The 20,443-nt window shown below is 41.1% G+C and carries 17 protein-coding genes; 11 read left to right on the top strand and 6 right to left on the bottom strand.

From position 1 onward, the window contains the following. Positions 1–14 precede the first annotated feature (14 nt). On the bottom strand, positions 15–2,054 hold the full coding sequence (locus tag G613_RS0102595) for an alpha/beta hydrolase (RefSeq protein WP_029231167.1): 2,040 nt from the start codon (positions 2,052–2,054) through the stop codon (positions 15–17). 135 nt (positions 2,055–2,189) lie between these two features. Here G613_RS0102595 and G613_RS0102590 point away from each other — a divergent pair, with 135 nt between their 5' ends. Next, on the top strand, positions 2,190–2,684 hold the full coding sequence (locus tag G613_RS0102590; protein ID WP_029231166.1) for a MarR family winged helix-turn-helix transcriptional regulator: 495 nt from the start codon (positions 2,190–2,192) through the stop codon (positions 2,682–2,684). Continuing rightward, positions 2,677–3,609: an NAD(+) diphosphatase gene (gene nudC, locus G613_RS0102585; protein WP_242826118.1), complete on the top strand. Its 933-nt coding sequence runs from the start codon at positions 2,677–2,679 to the stop codon at positions 3,607–3,609. The genes G613_RS0102590 and nudC overlap by 8 nt, the downstream gene beginning before the upstream one ends. 89 nt (positions 3,610–3,698) lie before the next feature. Here the strand turns inward: nudC and G613_RS0102580 are convergent, their stop codons facing one another. Continuing rightward, positions 3,699–4,634, bottom strand: a complete 936-nt coding sequence (locus G613_RS0102580; RefSeq protein ID WP_029231164.1) for a NifB/NifX family molybdenum-iron cluster-binding protein — start codon at positions 4,632–4,634, stop codon at positions 3,699–3,701. Between the two features lie 222 nt (positions 4,635–4,856). Here G613_RS0102580 and G613_RS0102575 point away from each other — a divergent pair, with 222 nt between their 5' ends. The 3 genes from G613_RS0102575 to G613_RS0102565 are packed head-to-tail and all read left to right on the top strand — an operon-like array spanning position 4,857 to position 7,804. After that, positions 4,857–5,321, top strand: a complete 465-nt coding sequence (locus G613_RS0102575; RefSeq protein ID WP_029231163.1) for a hypothetical protein — start codon at positions 4,857–4,859, stop codon at positions 5,319–5,321. Positions 5,322–5,330: 9 nt separating this feature from the next. Beyond that, positions 5,331–7,100 (top strand): sensor domain-containing diguanylate cyclase, encoded by a 1,770-nt coding sequence (locus tag G613_RS0102570; RefSeq protein WP_029231162.1) that lies wholly within the window; start codon positions 5,331–5,333, stop codon positions 7,098–7,100. Between the two features lie 53 nt (positions 7,101–7,153). After that, positions 7,154–7,804: a trimeric intracellular cation channel family protein gene (locus G613_RS0102565; RefSeq protein ID WP_242826120.1), complete on the top strand. Its 651-nt coding sequence runs from the start codon at positions 7,154–7,156 to the stop codon at positions 7,802–7,804. A gap of 65 nt (positions 7,805–7,869) precedes the next feature. Here G613_RS0102565 and G613_RS0102560 read toward each other — a convergent pair whose 3' ends face one another. Then, positions 7,870–8,436 (bottom strand): GNAT family N-acetyltransferase, encoded by a 567-nt coding sequence (locus tag G613_RS0102560; RefSeq protein WP_029231160.1) that lies wholly within the window; start codon positions 8,434–8,436, stop codon positions 7,870–7,872. A 511-nt stretch (positions 8,437–8,947) separates the two neighbouring features. Between G613_RS0102560 and G613_RS0102555 the strand changes: the two genes are divergently transcribed. From G613_RS0102555 to G613_RS0102540, 4 genes are all read left to right on the top strand, one after another. Beyond that, a complete protein-coding gene (locus tag G613_RS0102555) occupies positions 8,948–11,659 on the top strand; it encodes an FAD-dependent oxidoreductase (RefSeq protein WP_029674431.1) in 2,712 nt (903 codons plus the stop codon). A gap of 167 nt (positions 11,660–11,826) precedes the next feature. Then, a complete protein-coding gene (locus G613_RS0102550) occupies positions 11,827–13,521 on the top strand; it encodes a phospho-sugar mutase (RefSeq protein WP_029231158.1) in 1,695 nt (564 codons plus the stop codon). A 31-nt stretch (positions 13,522–13,552) separates the two neighbouring features. Continuing rightward, on the top strand, positions 13,553–14,167 hold the full coding sequence (locus tag G613_RS0102545) for a diacylglycerol/polyprenol kinase family protein (protein WP_029231157.1): 615 nt from the start codon (positions 13,553–13,555) through the stop codon (positions 14,165–14,167). A gap of 38 nt (positions 14,168–14,205) precedes the next feature. Next, the gene (locus G613_RS0102540; RefSeq protein ID WP_242826117.1) at positions 14,206–14,847 is read left to right on the top strand and encodes a cation transporter; all 642 of its coding nucleotides are present in this window, start codon (positions 14,206–14,208) and stop codon (positions 14,845–14,847) included. A gap of 52 nt (positions 14,848–14,899) precedes the next feature. Here the strand turns inward: G613_RS0102540 and G613_RS0102535 are convergent, their stop codons facing one another. Then, entirely contained in the window at positions 14,900–15,607 is a 708-nt protein-coding gene (locus G613_RS0102535; protein ID WP_029231155.1) for a hypothetical protein, read from the bottom strand. Between the two features lie 152 nt (positions 15,608–15,759). On the opposite strand from G613_RS0102535, the gene G613_RS0102530 reads away from it, so the two are divergent. Further along, entirely contained in the window at positions 15,760–16,011 is a 252-nt protein-coding gene (locus G613_RS0102530) for a hypothetical protein (protein WP_029231154.1), read from the top strand. Positions 16,012–16,110: 99 nt separating this feature from the next. On the opposite strand, the gene G613_RS19405 is transcribed toward G613_RS0102530, so the two are convergent. Together G613_RS19405 and G613_RS0102520 are read right to left on the bottom strand one after the other, a co-directional pair. Continuing rightward, complete coding sequence (locus G613_RS19405; RefSeq protein ID WP_013280440.1) at positions 16,111–16,284, bottom strand: hypothetical protein; 174 nt, start codon at positions 16,282–16,284, stop codon at positions 16,111–16,113. A 245-nt stretch (positions 16,285–16,529) separates the two neighbouring features. Beyond that, a complete protein-coding gene (locus tag G613_RS0102520) occupies positions 16,530–17,990 on the bottom strand; it encodes a methyl-accepting chemotaxis protein (RefSeq protein ID WP_029231153.1) in 1,461 nt (486 codons plus the stop codon). Positions 17,991–18,322: 332 nt separating this feature from the next. Between G613_RS0102520 and G613_RS0102515 the strand changes: the two genes are divergently transcribed. Continuing rightward, a complete protein-coding gene (locus G613_RS0102515) occupies positions 18,323–20,392 on the top strand; it encodes a methyl-accepting chemotaxis protein (RefSeq protein WP_029231152.1) in 2,070 nt (689 codons plus the stop codon). The last annotated feature ends 51 nt before the right edge of the window (positions 20,393–20,443 follow it).

The raw sequence follows: 20,443 nt of genomic DNA, 5'->3' as shown, positions 1-20,443 counted from the left end.
TTTTGACTATTATATTACTTCAGAAATACAGTGGTGTTAGCAACTGTCATAAGAGTCATAAGGATTGCATTTAAAAATGCAGGAGTCCATATATTACCAAGTCTCTTATAAAGTGCTCTTGATATGATGGCAGCAATTGAGAGTGTAGGAACCATTGCTACCAGAATAATGCCTGAAAGAGCTGATTCGGGGTGAGCTGAAACGCCCTTGGCAAAAAGTGTTCCATACTGATTGATGAGCCACAACATAATGCCGCCTGCATTAAGCGCGATAGCTACAAGGTAACCCTTGATTCCTTTAAGTGCTTCTGTGTTGGTGTTTACTGTGATAGATGCAGTAGATACCAGATAGAAGATCAGGAATGTAGGCAAATACTTGAAGAATGCAGGAAGTATATTCATGTCAAAGGTCTTAAATGCAAAGGTCCAGATACGGAAATCTGCTTTGAATAAAAAATCCATAAGACCAAGAACAAGATAAGCAATAACAACGGTGAAAATCGCAGTGCACAGACCTGCCAAAATGGCTTTAATGTCAAATACAACACCATAGTCCTTAAAAGAAGCCCCCTCTTTTACCTTGCTAAACAGGAAAATGGCACTCATTGCAAGAAGTGATATAAATGCGCAGGCAATCGTCCAATATGCAATATCATTGACAGCAGGTGCTACCCAAAATGCAAGGTTCTGATACATAGGCACCTTAGCTATGACAGCAAGGATTATTCCTGAAATCACGGTCAGGCAGCTGGATACTCTGTAAGCTGTCCGGTGATCTTTTTCTTTTCCTGAAAGAATAAATCCGATTATTCCAGCAAAAGCAAATACAAGACCAAGATAGAAAAGGAAGTTAACTGTTGCGCTTCCTGCGCCGCCGTCAATAAGCGGAGCAAAGAAAAATGCCGGAAGAAGCAGCAGTACAAACAGTGTAGCAAAATTGCCTAATCTTGAACCAAGTTCCTTCTTTGGGGCCGCAAGTGCAAGAGTTTCAGTTTTGGCTCCGTTAAAGAATGGAAGCTCTGTAATGATCATTACAAGCGGTACCAGCATCATGACAAAGCCAATAAGAGCTATAAGTTCAAAGAACTCCTTAAGCTGCCATATCTGATTGTTTGGAGTAATGTTCTTTAGATATGATGAATAGTCTGCAAAGGCTGTGGTAAAGAATGATATAGCCATGCCTGTTGTTGTTTTGGAAAAATGGTTCCAGGGATGAGTCTGTGAGGGCTGATATATGATACGCTGTCCTCCATCAGAAGTCTGATACCATGTGCCTGCAGTAGGATTTTCCTGCTGAAGCCAGGTTTTGGCCTCATCTGTTGCCACGTAGTTTTTCTGACGGACAGTACCGCCGCTTACAGTGGGATCATTGAAGAAGAATTCATCGTACTGTGCAGCAACTTTACCCATGTAGCGTCCGCCGCCAAGAGAATCTGCGGTGGCAACGTCTACTCCTGCAAAGGCAGAATAGGAGAAGTCCGCACCCTCTGTAAGACCTGCATAAACTTTGCGAACTCCTGTAGTAGCAAACTGCATCTCATCCATGGCAAGAGCCATTGTTGTCGAGAAACCTCCCATGGAATGGCCCTCTACACCGATGATACCATTGCCTGCTGAATCCTTTAGTACATAGGGCTGCTCGTACATGTACTGTACTGCATCATTCATGGAATTAACCCAGAATGGAAGCCACATCCCGAAGAAATCCTGGCTGTTATAGGATGATGCGTTTAGCTTGGAATGACCATGATCATACTGATCAAGAGCCAGAACTACGAAACCTCTTCTGGAAAGCTCAATTGCATTTGCATCCTGCATTTCTGCTGAGTTAAGGTAACCATGTGTTACAATAATAGCAGGTTTTGGATTTTCGCTTGATGCATCCTTTGGCATATAGAGAAGGCCGGATAGAGTTCCGTTTGCCGCTTCAAAAGAAATACGGCTTACCTTGGTAGAGCCAAGCCCTCCATTGAAAAGGCCGGCGAAGATGCTCCCCACAAGCACCAGAACCAAAGAAATACACAGTAGTAGTGACGTACCTTTTTTCACTTTCATAGAAATACCCTCCTTTATTTTTGTTTCCACTGGAAACAAAAATAGTGTACAATTAATTGTGCAATAAGTCTATAATCTAGGAGAAAATGAAAAATATTTGTGGAAAATATACAATAAACACCTAAGGAGATTTGTATGAAACTTGCATGGATGGGTGAATACCGTGAAGTGGTTGAAGCCCTTATCAGATACTGTAATGTATATGCTTATGTTTATAAAAGCGAGAAACTGTGCCATGAAGGAGTGACCTATTCCTATGCGCAGATTCAGGTTTTGGAGTATCTTCTTGAGAATGAAGAGAAGAAGGAGACTATGAGCGCCGTAGCCGAGAGACTTGGAGTTACCAGAAGTAACTTTACTAAGATAATAAACAGGCTTGAGGAGAAGGGGCTGGTGGATAAAAACTATATTCCGGGCTCAAGAAAATCCATAGCTGTTACAGTCAATGACAAGGGACGTAAGCTTTATGATACCTACTCTAAGGAAATTCTGAGATGGCACTTCGGAGCCATGTTCAATGAGCTTAAGGAAATCCCGCCTGAGTACAGAGATAACATCAGTAAGGCCCTAAAAAGGGCTTTGGAAGCAGGGGCAAGCTACAGGCAGACTGAGGAAGGAGTAGATGACTAATATGCTACAGGACATTGCACCATATAAGCTGGATAACCATTATGATCCGGAGAAAAGACCTGATGAAAATAGCTTTATTATTGCTTTTAGAGGAAGTCTAAGAGAGAGGGAAATACTGATTAAAACTGGAAGTGAAGAGGGCTCTTTTCTGATTCCTAGATTAAGTGATTTCGCTCATGCTGATGATAATAAATCTATATCTTGTGAAATCGGCACAGATAATCTTGTCTATGCTTTTTCAATTGATGAAGAGCGGTTTTTTTTATCTATAGATCAGGAATTGACTAGTGATTGTTTTGCGGACGAAGGTGGTAAAGGAACTCTTGTCTATCGCAAGTTTTTGGAATTAAGAAAAGAAAACCTTAAGCCAAGGCACTATGTTTTTGCCATATATACCGCATTTCATTTATACGAGTGGTATGACACTTCACGTTTTTGCGGAAAGTGCGGAAGCAGTAATAAACATGATGACAATGAAAGAGCGCTTGTATGTCCGAAGTGCGGAAACAGGATATATCCAAGAATCAATCCAGCAGTGATAATCGGGGTGACTGATAAGGAAACCAACAAGCTTATTCTTACCAAGTACAGAACAGGATTTGGTCAGAACGCTCTTGTTGCCGGTTTTACAGAAATCGGCGAGACGCTGGAAGAGACAGTTAAGCGTGAAGTAATGGAAGAGGTGGGACTTGAAGTAACTAACATCAGGTATTATAAGTCACAACCTTGGGGAATGGCCTCTGATATCCTAAGCGGATTCTATTGTGATGTGGCTGGTGACAAAGAAATCAGAATGGATGAGTCTGAACTTAAGTACGCTGAGTGGGTTTCACCGGAAGATATTGTACTTCAGGTACCTGACTACAGCCTCACCAATGAGATGATGAGAGTGTATAAAGAAAAGGGATACGCGGGAACGGTATAAAATAAGAGCTGTCGTAATCATCACAGATTCGGATAATATCCGGAAATCAAAGATGTTAAGACAGCTCTTTTTATTGACATAATTAATTATCAGTCTGCAATTTCTACAAGTTCAATCTTGAAGTTTAACTCTTTGCCAGCCATCTCGTGGTTAGCATCGAAAGTAATCTCTGTTTCAGTCTTCTCAATAACCTTAACAGGAATTGGTCTTCCGTAGATATCCTGAAGGTATACCTGCTGTCCGATAGTAAGATCCTCAGAACCAGGAAGCTCGGAAATCTGGAGCTTAATGATTGCATCAGGATCAATCTCACCATAAGCTTCGTTTGGTGTAAGGTGGATATCAACGATATCACCAACATTCATTTCGGCAACAGCCTTATCAAAGCCGTGAATCATCATTCCCATACCGCAAACGAAATCAAGAGTCTGTCCTCTGTCATAGGATGAATCAAATTTCTCACCGTTGTTGAAGGTTCCTGTGTAGTGAACTCGGCAGGTCTTACCAACGTTCTTGCCTTCGAAGAGAGGAGTGCTATGGCAACCTGAGCATCCGCCACAGCCACCGCCGCATCCGGCTTCTTCATCATCTGAGCATCCACCGCATCCGCCGCAATCTTCTTCTTCAGAAGATTCATCGTGACATGAGTGACTTCCGCAGCTGTGTTCATGATCATCATGGCCTTCGCCGTGGTGATGATCACAGTTAACACCTGTGCTCTCAAGAATTCCTGCAAGGAAATCCTCTACAGCTTTATCAGCGCTTCCTGATGCTCCTGAGCAAACATCAATTCCATTCTCGTCAAGAGCCTGCATAGCGCCGCCGCCAATACCGCCGCAGATAAGGATATCTACCTCTTCATCTGCAAGAAGATCTGCAAGAGCTTCGTGTCCTGCACCATCTGTTCCGATGACATTTGAAGATACGACCTTACCATCCTGATCAACATCGTATATCTTGAAGTTCTCTGAATGTCCAAAGTGCTGGAATACTTCACCATTATCGTAAGTTACTGCGATTTTCATATTTAATCCTTTCTATCTGTCTAAAAGAATATAGCAACCCTAAGATACTACCATAAATCATAAGGTTGTTCAAATAAGTAAAAAAACTTGCGTACAGGGCTCTTATAGACTGTATCTCATTTGGATTTTTGATATAATTGAGGTGTTATATTTCATGGGATTCAAATGAAAAATGTTAGTAACCTGAAGATGATTATTGAGCATGAGAATCGGAGGAATCAAATGGAAGAGAAGATGAAGAAAGTCGGACGCGGAATGAGTATCAGAATGGGACTTCTCATGAGTTGTTGTCTATCTCTTGTGGGAATGGGGACTTCAGGGCATTTTACTGTGCCGGGATTTATTATCAGTTTTATCGTGAGCACTATTATCAGCATGATCATCGGCTTTTTGATTCCAATGGGAAAAATTACAAACATCTTGGCGGGAAAACTTGGACTTAGGCAGGGAACGCTTGCAGAAAGACTATTTGCAAGTCTTATTTCGAACCTTATATATACGCCTATTATAACTTTTGTCATGGTATTTTTGGCATATCAGATGGTAATGAAACAGTCCGGTGGTATGGCTCAGATAAGTTTTGCTGGAATGTTTTTTCCATCACTGATTATTTGCTTTATTGTCGGATATGTATTAATCTTTATATTCCAGCCGATTTTCTTAAAGAGGCTTATGGCTAGATGTTGAGGGGGCTAAATGAAACAGTTTAACTATGAATTTACACAGGTTGGGGAAGTAGATAAAGCCATTAAGGAGGTTTATGCATATACAGAAAACCATCCTTACAAGTCGATTCTTTTCCATCTGTATTCGATTGTGTTTACAGATGAGCAGATAAATCAGGTTCAGAGCATTATCAGGGATGTTTACAAAGATGCGCATATTGGCGGAACCAGTTCAAATGGTGATATCTGTGACGGACATCTTGCTGAATATGGCATGGTCATGGCAGTGTCTGTGTTTGAATCTACAGATGTCAGTGTACATTTATATGATTGTCCCGTAGATGGTGAAACTGAAGTCGGATCCAGGATCATGGATGTGATCAATCAGGCTGACAACATCAAGGCTGCAGAAATACTGATAACACTTAAGACTATTAATTCTCGCAAGATTCTCAACAAAGTAGAAAAGTGCAGAAGTGACGTCCAGTTTTTTGGAGGCGGCAGTGCAAATGCCGATATTTCTGAGACTTATACCAGCGTAATGAATGAGAATGACATAAGCCATGCAGGAGTTCTTTTGATAACTTATTCCGGTGATGATCTTGTAGTTGATATCAGGCATGCCATAGGTTGGAAGCCTTTGGGAAAAGATATGACGGCTACCAAGATAGAAGGTAAGCGCCTTTATGAGCTGGATGGGGTTCCTGCTACACAGATTTACAGCAAGTATCTTGATATTCAGGCTAATGATGATTTCTTTTCCAATATACTAGAGTTTCCGATTATGTCCACGCAGCATGGCCAGCATGTACTAAGGCTTCCTTTTTCTTGTGATTCTGAGAGTGGTTCAATACTCCTTGCAGCTGATCTTGATAAAGGAACTAAGGTTAATTTGTCCTATGGTGATCCGGATGTAATTAAAGGCGATGTTACAGAGCTTGCAGAACATGTAAAAGAGTTTGCGCCTCAGGCAGTATTTCTCTATTCCTGTGGTGTCAGAAGGCTTTATTGGAAATATCTGATCAACAAGGAAACAGGGCCTTTTAGTAAGATAGCACCTGTGGCAGGTTTTTATTCAAGCGGTGAGATAATGCGTATGGACGATTATCTTATAGAGCATCATGTGACTCTGATTGCGATAAGTATGCGTGAAGGTGAACACGCCAAGGCTCAGCCTACAGGAAATGGTGACAAGAAGATTGAAATGTCTGACGAGCAGAAAATGCATGGACAGATTTCCATGGTAAGAAGGCTTGCTACGTTTATAAATGTTACCGCAGCTGAGCTTCGCGCTGCTAACGATGAACTTCAGCAGATGGCAGATACTGATGCTCTTACAGGACTTAATAACAGACGTGTAATTGATAAGGTCGTTCGTGGAACTGTAGATCATTACAGGAATATGAACTTTGATATTACTCTTGGAATTGTCGATATCGATGATTTCAAATCAATAAATGATACTTACGGACATGCTGAAGGTGACAGGGTTATTGTTGGAATCAGTAATATGCTGGAAAAGCAGATTGATAAGGTTCCCAATTCTATTATTGGCCGTTGGGGCGGAGAGGAATTTCTTTTCATGCTGCCCAAGACTTCGCTTAAGGATGCGGTTTCTCTTATTGATGGTGTCAGACAAGAAATTGCTGAAACAGTATTTGAAGGTGTAGGCACAAGAACAATCAGCATAGGTATGACTGAGTTCAAAGATGGAGACAGTGTTGATGATATTTTCCACCGCGCAGATGAGGCTTTATACGTGGCTAAGGGAAGCGGAAAGAATAGAATCTGCATCAAATAAAGCTCTTTATAAGAATATGATTAGATATTGTTGGGAGAATACGAATTTTGTCAGTGTCGTTACTTTTAATTTTTGATTTTATAGGAACAGTTGCGTTTGCCATATCCGGTGCAATTACCGGAATTCAAAAGAGAATGGATATCTTTGGAGTAAATATTCTGGCCATTCTTACAGCATGCGGTGGCGGACTCACAAGGGACATCATTATGGGAAATTTCCCACCACAGATGTTTGTAAATGCATTTTATGTGCTGGTGGCAGCAATAGTTGCCAATATTGTATTTGGGATAATGTATTTTCACAGGGGAATCCCCAGGAAATTCTCAGGACTCTATGACAGGGGACTATTTATTTTTGATACGCTGGGACTTGCAGCCTTTATGGTAGATGGCGTTATGATAGGCGCGAACTTCGGCTACGAGGATGATAAGTTTTTATTGGTGTTCCTGGGATTTATTACCGGAGTTGGCGGCGGTGTCTTAAGAGATGTTCTTTCAAATCAGATGCCGGCAATCTTTGTTAAGCATGTATATGCTCTTCCTGTTATCATTGGCGGCATCCTCATGGTTATCATGCACGAACTTATGGATTCCTGGAATCTTGCAATGGTTGTAAGCTTTGCTCTTGTTATTATCCTCAGAGTACTTGCAAGACATTTCCTATGGAATCTTCCAAAGGTTAAGCTTGATTCGGATGGAATTTAAGAATTCTTAAAGTGGGGTTTATTACGTAAATAATGTAATTTGCAAGCGGCTATGAATTGATTATCTTAAATTTCCCATTTTCCAAATTCGACCGGAGCGGGAGATGAGGTGTGCTCACCAAGCATCTTTTCCATCCAGATCATGTCGTACCAGGTTCCGAATTTGAAACCGCTGTCGTGGAAGGTTCCAACTAGTTTGTAACCGCGGTTTAAGTGGAAGTGGTAACTGTCATTGGTAAGGTGAGCATCGCTTTGACCATCAGGCAAATAGGAGATGCAGGCATTGGCGTTAATAATACCCATCTTGGCTAAAGAGTTTTCCAGGGCATCATAAAGCATTGTGCCAATTCTGCTTCTCTTTGAATCTTTTCTTACATATACAGTGGTTTCTACAGACCAGTCGTAGGCCCTTCTTCCCTTAAAGGTAGAAGCGTAGGCATAACCCAGGATTTCTCCGTTATCATCAACAGCCTTGATATAGGGGAATTTTGATGATATTGATTTGATTCTTTCTTTGAATTCTTCTAAACTTGGAACATCATACTCAAATGTAATTGCAGTTTCCTCAACGTAAGGAGTGTAGATTTCCAGTAGTTCTTTGGCATCGTCTATTGTTACTTTCTCTATTTTCATATCGTTCTCCGTTTGAAATGTAATAGTAATATCAGGTAGTAAATAGCAACTGCCATTGGCTCAACATTATACATCGCATATGAATTGTTTACAATACAACACTAAAAAGATATCAGTGACATCAGATGTAGTAATAGACAACGTTTATGGAAACTGTATAAAGGTTAATAATTTAGTGATTTAAAGGCTACAATATTGCAATCTTTTGTAGTAATTTACTGCCTTTTTTAGTATAATACGTTGTGGATAATTATTTTTATTTTGTTATGGGGAAATGTTTCAGGAAGTCGAGTGCCCAAAGTGCAATTCAAGAGATTTTGTTAGAAATGAATTTCACTTTGGGCATTTGAACTTTTACGGGGAAAGTGAACTATGGCAAGAGATTTTTGTAGGAGGTTTTATGGCAACGAAAACTATGACTGAGGCCAATTGGAAAATTGGCGATCCAATGATCAATGAAAACGATTATTGGCAGGATCCTAATTACAAGGCAGAAGATCCTGAGAAAGAAATGCTGGTCCTTGAGCTGGCCAAACTTATCACGGACAGATATGTTAAAAAGCTCACTAATAAGATTAACAACAGAGATCCAGAGTACTGGATGCTGGACATGATCCTTACCAAGGAACAGGTCAAGTTCCTTTTGAACTTTAAGAAGACAAGAGTTCCTTATTCCGTTGAGGAACTTGCTAAGATGAACAATATGTCTTTAGAAAAGACACAGGAGATGGTAGAACGTCTTAGATGGATCGGTATCATTGAGCAGAATAGAGCCAAGACTGCTGACAAACATCTACAGTATGAGCTTCCTATCTTCGTTCCGGGTTCAGCAGAATTTATGATGATGCAGGAGCAGCTGACAGACGAGTTCCCTCAGCTTGCTACTTTCTTTAACCTGATGACACAGCTTCCACTTGCAGGTATCACACAGATGGTTCCTCCAGGAGGCGCCGGTGTCGGAATGCATGTTATTCCTGTAGAGAAGGCTATTTCTCTTGAAAACCAGTCAGTTCCTGTTGAGCATTTGTCTCGCTGGATCGATATGTACGATAAATATGGTATTTCAGAGTGCTCATGCCGTAAGCAGCAGGCTATGCGTGGCGAGGGCTCAGGTGAGATCCGTGGTGATTACTGTATCGGTATGGGCGATATGGCTGAGTACATGGATGATCGTGGAATCGGTCACTACATCACCAAGGAAGAAGTTTACGAGATCCTTGAGAGAGCAGAGAGGCACGGATATGTTCACCAGATCACTAACATTGATGGTGAGGGCAAGATTGTTGCTATCTGTAACTGTGCCCCCGGTGTATGTAACGCTCTTAGAACATCACAGCTCTTTAACACACCTAATATGTCTGCATCAGCTTACAGAGCACACGTTGAGAAAGATAAGTGTGTTGCCTGCGGTAAGTGCGTAGAGGTTTGCCCTGTAGGAGCAGCTAAGCTTGGACAGAAACTTTGCAAGAAGGATGGAACTGAGGTTAAGTATCCTAAGGCTGAGCTTCCTGATAAGAAGAAGTGGGGTCCTGAGAAGTGGAACTACAACTACAGAGATGATGCCAAAATCAACTGCTATAAGACTGGTACAGCTCCTTGTAAGACAGCTTGTCCTGTACACCTTTCAGTTCAGGGATATATCAAGATGGCTGCTGAGGGCAGATATGAAGATGCTCTTAAGCTCATCAAGCAGGATAACCCATTCCCATACATCTGCGGCGCTGTATGTAATAGACGTTGTGAGGATGCTTGTACAAGAGGTACAGTGGATCAGCCACTTGCTATCGACGAGATCAAGAAGTTCATCGCATCTCTTGAGCTTAAGCAGGAGAAGAGATACATTCCTCTTTGCGAGAAGCATGACGGCGGAATGTGGAGCGATGATTACAAGGTAGCTATTATCGGTGGTGGCCCAGCAGGTCTTTCTGCAGCATATTACCTCAGACTTAACGGTTACCCTGTAACAGTATTTGAAAAAGAGAAGAGACCTGGCGGAATGCTTATGAATGGTATTCCAAGCTATCGTCTTGAAAAAGATATCATTGATGCCGAGATCGACGTTATCAGACAGATGGGCGTTGAGTTCAAGTGTGGTGTTGAGGTTGGTAAGGATACAACAATCCAGGATCTTCGTAAGGAAGGCTACAAGGCATTCTTTATCGCAATTGGTATGCAGGGCGGTAGAATGGCCGGAATTCCTGGAGAGACTGCAGAAGGTGTTCAGACAGGTGTTGATTTCCTTCGTACAATCAACCAGGATCACAGCGTTAAGCTGAGTGGCGCTACAGTAGTAGTTGGTGGTGGTAACGTTGCTATCGACGTTGCCAGAACAGCAGTAAGAGCCGGATCAAACAAGGTTACAATGCTCTGTCTTGAGGGACCTGATGAGATGCCTGCAGCTAAGGACGAAGTTGCTGAAGCTAAGGAAGAAGGCATCGAAGTAATGAACGGATGGGGCCCTAAGGAAGTTGTTACAGAGGGTGGCCACGTTAAAGCTGTTATCTTCAAAAAGTGCGTAAGCGTATTTGATGAGCAGCACAGATTCAGCCCTAAGTATGATGAGGAAAACACAATCGAGATTCCATGTGAGAACCTTCTTCTTTCAATCGGACAGTCAGTTCAGTGGGGAAGCCTTCTTGAGGGAACCAAGGTTGAACTCAACAGAAACGGCACAGCAGTTGCTGATGCTCTTACAAGACAGACAGCAGAGCCTGATATCTTTGTTGGCGGTGATGTATTTACAGGAGCTAGATTTGCTATCGATGCTATCGCAGGTGGTAGAGAAGGTTTCGTATCAATCAACCGTTTCGTACACAAAGGAAACAGACTTGACCTTGCAAGAGACAGAAGAGAATTCATCGAACTTGATAAGGACGATATTAAGCTTGAAGGCTTTGACAATGCACAGAGACAGATCCCTGGCAAAAAAGCCGGCGTAGCTCACGAGACCTTTGAGGACCTTAGACTTACACTTACAGAGGAACAGGTTAAGATCGAGGCAAACAGATGCCTTGGCTGCGGTGCTACAACTGTAGATGAGAATAAGTGTATCGGATGCGGACTTTGCACAACTAAGTGTGAATTTGATGCTATCCACCTTACAAGAGATATTCCTGAGGCTAGCACAATGGTAAGAGCAGAAGACAAGCTTAAAGAGGTTGGTCCTTATGCAGTAAAGAGAGCCGGTAAGATTCTCATTAACAAGATTTCAGGTGATAAATAATAAGTTTATTAAAAGACTATAATTTATCAAATTTATTTGTTCATCAATAGACAAAACATTATATAATTATTAAGTACAATCCATAGTGGGGGCTAGGGTACCTGCTATGAATTGTAGTAGTTTTTAACGCAATGAAATATTGAATTTTTCAGTTACGGAGGTTAGACATGGATTATAAGGCAAGATATCAGGAGTGGCTCGACAAATTATCGGATTCTGATCCACTTAAAGCTGAACTTGAAGCTATCAAGGGAGATGACAAGGAAATAGAAGACAGATTCTATCAGGATCTTTCTTTTGGTACAGCCGGACTTCGTGGAAAAGTTGGAGCAGGTACAAACAGAATGAATTTCCTTACAGTTGGTAAGGCTTCTCAAGGTGTTGCCGACTACATCGTTTCTCAGGGCAAAGAGGCTTGTGATAAGGGCGTTATCATTGCTCATGATCCAAGACATTTTTCCAAGGAGTTCTCACAACTGGCTGCAGGAATCTTTGCTGCCAACGGAATCAAGGTTTACACTTTCCCTGATCTTCGTCCCACGCCTGAGCTTGCATTCATGATCAGACGCCTTGGAACAGTTTCAGGAATTAACATTACAGCATCCCATAATCCAAGAGAGTACAACGGATATAAGGCATACTGGGATGATGGATGTCAGGTTTCATCAGATGTTGCCGATGGCATGACAGAGAAGATAAATGCAGTAGATATCTGGAACGGAATCAAGACTTCTGATTTTGAAGAAGGCGTTAAGTCCGGTAAGATTACTGTCCTTGGACCTGAATACGATAGAGAGTATCTTGATAAGATTGAAGGAATGGCTATTCATGAAGGTGATGAGCTTGACCTTTCTATTCCGCTTGTATATACACCACTTAATGGCTGTGGTTCAATTCCTTTTAGACAGATGCTGACAGATAGAGGCTTCAACAACTGGAAAATCGTTCCTGAACAGGAAAATCCTGATCCTGATTTTACTACTGTTGGATATCCTAATCCGGAAGATCCTAAGGCATTCAAGCTTTCAGAACAGTACGGAAAAGAATTTGGAGCAGAGCTTCTCATGGCCACAGATCCCGACTCTGACAGATTTGCCATAGAGATCAGAGATGACAACGGCAATTATATTCCTCTTAACGGAAACCAGACAGGATATCTTCTTGTAAACTACGTGCTTGAGGGACGTAAGGATGCAGGAACTCTTCCGGCTAAGGGAGCAATGGTTAAGTCTATCGTGACTTCAACCCTTTCAACAATCATGGCTAAGGCTTATGGCATTGAGATGTTTGAGACTCTTACAGGATTTAAGAACATCTGCGGTAAGATCCCTTACCTTCATGAGAATGGTTATACATATCTCTTTGGATATGAGGAGTCTGTAGGCTACGCAGTATGCGAAGATATCCGTGATAAGGACGGCATTTCAGCAGGAATGCTTGTTGCTGAAGCTGCTGCATACTACCGTAAGCAGGGTAAGACACTTTGGGATGTTCTTCAGGAAATCTACGCTAAGTATGGATTTTTTGCAGAGGATGAACCTAACATGGTCCTTGAGGGAATTCCCGGAGCTCAGCGTATCCAGCGTATGATGAAGTGGTTTAGAGAGAATATTCCTACAGAGGTTGCCGGTGCCAAGGTTGAAAAGGTTATCGACTATATTAACGGATATGAGGATATTTCACCTCAGAATGCAATCAGACTTTTCCTTGATAATGGTTCATGGTTTGCTATTAGACCATCAGGAACAGAGCCTAAGATCAAGTTCTACTTCTATTCAAACAGAGATAGCAGAGAGAACGCCCTTGAGACTAACAAGAGAATAAAAGAAGAGATTTTTGGACTTATTGATTCTGTAGAGTAATAACACTAACGTTTTTGTGGTGTGATTGATTATGGTAAGTTACGGCAAGGAAGTATTCAGAAAAACACTTCACATAATGGTGCTCTTTTTTACTGTATGCTGGTTTTACATGTATGAAGAGTGGTACAAGTCAGTGCTTACAATAGCAGTAGTTTTGGTGGTGGTTTATCCACTGCTGAAACTACTGGCTAAAATTCCCGGAGTTTCAGAACTGGCCAGTGCCAGGAAAAGCGGGGAATTTGCCAACAGTTTTGTGGCCCTTATGATAATGTTTATTGTAGTGGCCAGCGTCTGTTGGGGATGGCTTGGAGAAAGGAGCCTTGGAATAGCCTCTATTTTCGCCTGGGGACCGGGAGATGCGGCTGCGGCTCTTATTGGCCGAAAGATTGGGAAGCACAAGATTGGCAGGAAAAAGATAAAGTCCATGGAAGGGACAATTGCCATGTTTGCTTTTTCTTTTATCTCTGTAATGGTGGTGCTGATTATATTCAATAAATTCAGCATTCCCGCGATTATTATAGTCTCCATTATTACAGCCGCCATTAGCGCATTTGTGGAACTCATGGTGGAGAATGGCTTTGATACATTCTATTGTCCGGTCAGTGCCATGGCTGTTCTTGTATTGGCGGAATTATTGCTTGGCTGAGGAGATGTATTCTGAAGTGTTGGAGAGACTTGTAATATATGGCAAAAGATAAAATGGATTCCAAAGGTGGATATAAAACTTTACTCCTGTCGGTAATACTTAGTTCTCCGGGACCGCTGGTTCTTGGAATAGGTCTTACCGTTGGCCGTAGCTCCACTCAAATATCCGATTTTACCAGAAGGAGTGCGGAGCTTCTTGCTATAATAGCTTCTTTTGTTGTCTTCTGTATTACCAACAAGGATTCTTTTGACCAAAAAAGGAAAAGAGAAATCGAGTGTAAGAGTAATCTGTTTGTTGGAATTATCATGTGTATAAGCGGTCTTAGCATGATAATACTGGCTTTTTTATCGGACAATGAAAGCAAAGGAAATGTGGCACCTGCTTTTGTAATAGCCTTATTTGGAGCAATAACCAATACGCTTTTCTGGCGAAAGTATACAAAGCTCCATAATCAAAACGGCAATGCAATTCTTGGAGTTCAGGCAAGACTATATGGGGCTAAGTCCATTGTAGATGTTTGCGTAACACTGACACTTTTTGTTGTGGCCGCGATGCCGTGCTCTAAGGCAGCGTATTACTTTGATATTGTTGGTTCAATACTGGTTTCGCTATATATGCTTAGAAGCGGCATTAAGACCATAATTGAAAATAGAAATAAACTAATACAGCAGGGTGACTAATTAAATTAGTACCCTGCTGAGTTTTTGTTATGGACAAATTTGTAATAGGATCTTAGTTACCGGATTCTGTATTTGACTCGTTGTAATTAGTTACGCCTGTTACAAGCCAGGTGTCTGTTTCTGAGTTTTTCTCGAGATTAAGTACAATGGCGTAGGTCATCTCCTGAGAATTGTCGATTTCATCTTCATAGATATCAAGGATGATCCTTAACATATCGTTGTATATCTTGGCTTCTGCTGCCTCTGTACCTTCTGATTCGTAAAGAGTAGCAATTTCCTCTGAATGATTGGTGTTATAAGCTGCAATGGCTTCATCTATTTTGGAAGAAGCACTATCGCCTCCAAGTAAGTCCATGTCAAAAGAAGTCTTGAAAGTGGCAACTGCAGTTGCGGTATAGGTACCGTCTTTTTTGTCGAGTTTAACATCTGAAATAGAGTAGGACTTTATCATACTGGAAAAAAGAGATGCAAACTCATCAAGTTCCTGTTTAGACTGATCGTCAAGATCAGTAGTTGTAGCTCCGGCAGTAATCTGGTCAACCAAGGTATTTGAATTAAATAGCTGGACAAAATCTCCGTTTGCTACATCAGCCGTAGCGTAGTTATTGATATCCTCAGTGGAATCCGATGCCACAATTGCCATGAATGTATTGGCTGAATCTGAAACAGCGCTTTTGTCCTGACTGGTACAGCCGGTCAGTGTAGGTATAGTTATGAGAGCAGCAAGAAAAACTCCCAAATATTTCTTTAAGTAATTCATACATCCCCCAACCTTTTTTTTATTACAAGAAATGTAATATATAGCTAGTATAGCATATTAGGTGGTATTATCCAAAGAGTATCGCAATTGCAACAAAAAAGTGATAAAATAAAGTAAGTGTTTAATATTTTCCAATTCAAGGAGGGATTTAAATGAGAGTTCTTTTCGGTGAGGGAATTGTGAAAGAAGTTGAGTCTGTTGAGGTTAGGCCTTTGGACTTTGGGGATGGACAGATTGCAGGAACACAGATTGATTTTTCATTGGTAAGCGGAGATAAGATTAAATATATTTATTCACAGAATGTGCCGATAGAAGAGTCGGGGCAGAAGGCGATAGATTTCGTTAGAAAGCTCTACGAAGAGGGTAAAGGTGATTTTACTCACGAACCTGTTGAGATGCTGTAACATCTAAAAAATAAGTATGAAAAAGGCTCTATGCTTTTTATGCATAGAGCCTTTAATTCTGCTGTTCTTCCATTGTATTCTCCATTTTTGAACAATAGATCATCTCTTGCCAAGACAACCCTGGTTTTTGAGTTCTATCAGCAAATCAAAAACAACCCCCAATGGTAATCCAGTAATATGGGCTACTTTTTCCGGATCTGGATAGTATTCATCTTCACAGTCCTTTCTGATGCAGTCCATTACTTCCATTTTGGCATCCAATGTAGCTGTCATACACTCATATCCTCCTTTCCTGAATAGTCTAAAAATTTAAAGTCAGTATTTATCTAACCTTTCTATTATTATATCGTACTTTTGCACGAAAAGTTAAGCTTTTTGGCAAAATAATTATTAAAATTCCCTAAAATATAAGGGCTTTGAAGTATAATGCATCTTCAAAGCCCTTTGTAGACTGATGTTTTGAATTGTAATTAGTTGTGTGTTATATATTGATAATTTGAATAAATTCTACTATTGGTTTACTGCTGCATATCTTTTAATTTATTAGCCTGCTGGAAGATATCTCCAAGGATTCCCTTGAAATCTTCAAACTTGGAAACTGCTGATTCGGAAGCAGATACACCTTCGTTTGAAAGAGAAGCAACTTCCTGGCTGGTAGCAGATAGATTTGAAATACTGTCGTTGATCTCTGTTGTGGAAGCAGCGATTGATTTCATACCTTCGCCTATCTCGGTGAAGCGGGAGAGCATCTCTGATACGTTATCATTGATGCTATCGAAGTTTTCACCAACAGATTCGATCATTGCATTCTGCTCTGAAACTGAAGCTACAGTATCGTCTATGCTGGCCATGGCCTTCTGAACATCTTCATTAAGCTCATTGATAATGTTTGTAATCTCAGTAGAAGCGGTATTTGTTTCTGCTGCAAGCTCTCGTACGTCGTTAGCAACAACTGCGAATCCTTTTCCGGCTTCACCGGCTCTTGCGGCCTCGATTGATGCATTAAGAGCAAGGAGGTTTGTCTGTTTTGAAATCGACATGATGGATCCGACAATCTTGGTAACTTCTTCAACCTTGTTGATAACCGCCTGTGTGGCTTCAACAGTAACCTGGCTTTGCTGAGCTACGTTCTGTGATTTTTCTTTTAGCTCTCCGATTACTCGTACACCTTCTTTTACTGCTACCTGAGCACTTTCGGAAGCCTTTGTCATGTCCTTCCTGTGCTGTTCTGTAGTAGCGGTTTCTTCCTGTATCTGCTGAACTCTCTGAGCCTGAGAGGTGATAGCCTGTGCTGTACTTTCCATGCTGCTTGCAATATCCTGCATGCCTGAATGCTGTGATTCAATGATGTTCTGGAGATCAACCATGTCCTGCTGTGAATCATTGAACAGGTCTGTGATGGTATTAGCTATATCAGCCATCTTATTACCTGTTTCCATTGTCTCTTCCGCATTCTTGGTAATGGTTGCATTGTTCTCTTCGTTGAACTTGGTTAAAAGAGTAACCGTTGCAATAGTAGCCACAAATGCAAGTGCAAGAGTAATGAACGCCGGAACATGTATCATGTCTACAGTTCCCGATGTTACATAGGATTTTATGCAGGTTATAGTAAATGAAATAATGATAGCCAAGATACCGGCCTTACACAGTTTGACATTCAAATAGATGATGCTGCATATCAGAATCGGAAGACCAAAGGCGAAGTACACAATATTATCTTCTGCAATCAGCATTACGAAATAGAAGATTGTTGCACCACCCATTATAAGGACAGAGCCTCTCTTAACTGTAGAGAACTTGAAGTTTCCTGCTGCTGACATTGCGGCTCCGACTATTGCTGAAATAATAATGGCTACACCGCCTCCACCGGATTCACCCTGGAATATTTTGAAGGCAGTCATCATTATTCCGCTTAGGAAAATTACGATACAAACATTAAAACTATTGGCATTGGCTCTGCGATATTGTTCAGCGTTCATATATATGTATTCCTTTCTGATTAGTATTTGCTCACATCTGATAATTTAAGTGCACATATAAGCAACTTCATTTTAACATGTAAAGATGTGCAAATAAACCAAATAACGACTAAATAGATATTAAAAAAACATTAAAATGATGTAAATAAAAAATACGTAAATAAGCGAAGCGCCATATGTTTATTAACGGTATTTTTAATTTAAATTTCAGCTATGTTTATACTTTTTTTAGAACAAATAAATGCGCGATAATGTACAATGTTTGTAGGTAATTATATAACAATTTATTTTTTTGATTACTCAATTAAATTCAGATGAAGGAGCGCGATCAGATGAAAAAAATGAGCTTGAAGGCAAAAATGCTACTGTGTATCCTACCGGTTATGGCTGTTGCTATGGTAGTTCTTACTTATGTTGCTGCACAGGAATTGAGTACAAATTTGCAGGAAGCAAATACTGATGCTATGTTTCAGAACGTTACAGCTAATGCTACCGGTGTAGATTCAAAGCTGGAGGTTATCAGAACCACGGCAGTGAATCTTAGTGAAATGGTATCTACTTCATACAAGTTTGTGGATACAGATAACTATAAGGGCACTTTCACCAAGGTAATTAACGATAATGATTCAATTCTTGGTGCCGGTGTTTGGTTTGAACCTAACGTATATAAGGCTGATGAAAAATATGTTGGCCCATATTGGTATAAAGATGGCGGAGCTGTTGTTGAGACCTGGGATTATAGTAATGCTGAATACGATTACTTAAACCAGGAATACTACACAAATGCTAAAGCTCTTTCACAGGGACAGGCTGTGATCACGGATCCATATTATGATCCAACATCCGGAATGATCATGTCCAGCTGTTCGGCTCCTATTTACGATGGTAGTACTTATGTAGGCTGTGTAACTGTTGATATGGAGCTTACAAATGTTGCTGAGCTTGTATCTAATATCAAGGTTGGAACAACAGGAAGAGCAATTCTTCTTTCATCTGATGGAACATATATTTATACCGATGATAACGCCAAGATTCAGAACGGTGTTAAGATGCAGGAAGACGAAGATGCAAATATAGCAGCCAAGGGTGCTGAAATTTTAGCTAACTCATCTGAGTCTCCAAGCATGGGCGTTATGGTTGTTAATGGCAAGGAAGTGCTTGTTACTTACAGAGATATACCAAAAGTTAACTGGAAACTGATAATTGCAATGGAGCTAGCTGAGATTGAGGAGCCTGTAAACAATGCTACAAGAGCACTTATCTTTATTGCAGCTGCAGCTCTTATCATTGGTGCAGTCATTATCCTTGCATTCGTTATGAGTATTGCGAAGAGCATCAACAGTGTTAAGCAGTTTGCCAGCGTTCTTGCAAGCGGCGACTTTACTGTTGAAAAGATCAACAATAAGAGAGGCGATGAACTCGGTGCCATGAGTGAATCCCTCAATAACATGTTTGAAAACAATAAAGATGTTATCCAGAAGATTTCCGATGGATCAGTTAAGGTTTCAGAGACTTCTAACGGACTTGCCAGCATGGCAGGAGAACTTTCCAGTCAGTTCACAAGTATCCAGGGCAATATTTCCGGAGTTAATGATGCTATGATGTCATCGGGAGCAGCAACCGAGCAGGTTAACGCTTCTGTTGAGGAAGTTAATGCATCTGTTCATCAGCTGGCAGCTGAGACTGAGAAGACCAGCGCAGACGCAGCTGATATCAAGGCAAGAGCACAGGAAATCGAAAAAGAAAGCAGACAGGCTCACGACTATGCTATTTCTATCGCAGAGCAGAGAGAGTCTGATCTTGAAGAAGCTAATGAAAAGGCTAAGGTTGTTGACCAGATTGGAACTTTGGCTGACACAATCGCTGAGATTGCAGATCAGATCAACCTCCTTTCACTTAATGCAAGTATTGAGGCTGCCAGAGCGGGAGATGCAGGTAAGGGCTTCGCAGTAGTTGCTTCTGAGATCAATAAGCTTGCAAGCAGCACATCAGAAGCTGTTGAGCAGATCAGAGAAACCATCGATGGAGTACAGGAAGCATTCGGAACACTTTCATCATCTTCAGGAGAACTCCTTGGATTCATCAAAGAGACTGTTACACCAGACTATGACAAATTCGTTGGATTGGCTAAGCAGTATGGTGATGACGCAGGTCACTTTGGTGATTCTTCCGAGAACATTGCTCAGATGGTTGAGAATATCAGAGCATCCATGGAAGAAGTTAGTAAGGCAATTCAGAATATTGCTGAGTCTACACAGGATACAGCTGACCTTTCAAGCCAGGTTAACGATTCCGTTATGGCTGCTGCAGATGTAGTATCTAACGTAAATGAGATGACCAACAAGCAGGAAGCTGTTGCCGGAACTCTTGAAGAGATTGTTGGTAAGTTCAAACTTAAATAAAGCATAAACGCTTATAATAATTGTAAAGGGTCGCGTTAATGACGTGGCCCT

Source organism: Butyrivibrio sp. VCB2006 (assembly GCF_000420945.1).
GTDB lineage: Bacteria > Bacillota > Clostridia > Lachnospirales > Lachnospiraceae > Butyrivibrio.
This window is presented reverse-complemented; position numbering and strand designations above follow the sequence as displayed.

What these genes read in the sequence shown, in the direction of transcription:
- G613_RS0102595 (WP_029231167.1), bottom strand. Translation starts at nt 2,054, where the DNA reads ATGAAAGTGAAAAAAGGTACGTCACTACTACTGTGTATTTCTTTGGTT.
- G613_RS0102590 (WP_029231166.1), top strand. Translation starts at nt 2,190, where the DNA reads ATGAAACTTGCATGGATGGGTGAATACCGTGAAGTGGTTGAAGCCCTT.
- nudC (WP_242826118.1), top strand. Translation starts at nt 2,677, where the DNA reads ATGACTAATATGCTACAGGACATTGCACCATATAAGCTGGATAACCAT.
- G613_RS0102580 (WP_029231164.1), bottom strand. Translation starts at nt 4,634, where the DNA reads ATGAAAATCGCAGTAACTTACGATAATGGTGAAGTATTCCAGCACTTT.
- G613_RS0102575 (WP_029231163.1), top strand. Translation starts at nt 4,857, where the DNA reads ATGGAAGAGAAGATGAAGAAAGTCGGACGCGGAATGAGTATCAGAATG.
- G613_RS0102570 (WP_029231162.1), top strand. Translation starts at nt 5,331, where the DNA reads ATGAAACAGTTTAACTATGAATTTACACAGGTTGGGGAAGTAGATAAA.
- G613_RS0102560 (WP_029231160.1), bottom strand. Translation starts at nt 8,436, where the DNA reads ATGAAAATAGAGAAAGTAACAATAGACGATGCCAAAGAACTACTGGAA.
- G613_RS0102555 (WP_029674431.1), top strand. Translation starts at nt 8,948, where the DNA reads ATGCTGGTCCTTGAGCTGGCCAAACTTATCACGGACAGATATGTTAAA.
- G613_RS0102550 (WP_029231158.1), top strand. Translation starts at nt 11,827, where the DNA reads ATGGATTATAAGGCAAGATATCAGGAGTGGCTCGACAAATTATCGGAT.
- G613_RS0102545 (WP_029231157.1), top strand. Translation starts at nt 13,553, where the DNA reads ATGGTAAGTTACGGCAAGGAAGTATTCAGAAAAACACTTCACATAATG.
- G613_RS0102540 (WP_242826117.1), top strand. Translation starts at nt 14,206, where the DNA reads ATGGCAAAAGATAAAATGGATTCCAAAGGTGGATATAAAACTTTACTC.
- G613_RS0102535 (WP_029231155.1), bottom strand. Translation starts at nt 15,607, where the DNA reads ATGAATTACTTAAAGAAATATTTGGGAGTTTTTCTTGCTGCTCTCATA.
- G613_RS0102530 (WP_029231154.1), top strand. Translation starts at nt 15,760, where the DNA reads ATGAGAGTTCTTTTCGGTGAGGGAATTGTGAAAGAAGTTGAGTCTGTT.
- G613_RS19405 (WP_013280440.1), bottom strand. Translation starts at nt 16,284, where the DNA reads ATGACAGCTACATTGGATGCCAAAATGGAAGTAATGGACTGCATCAGA.
- G613_RS0102520 (WP_029231153.1), bottom strand. Translation starts at nt 17,990, where the DNA reads ATGAACGCTGAACAATATCGCAGAGCCAATGCCAATAGTTTTAATGTT.
- G613_RS0102515 (WP_029231152.1), top strand. Translation starts at nt 18,323, where the DNA reads ATGAAAAAAATGAGCTTGAAGGCAAAAATGCTACTGTGTATCCTACCG.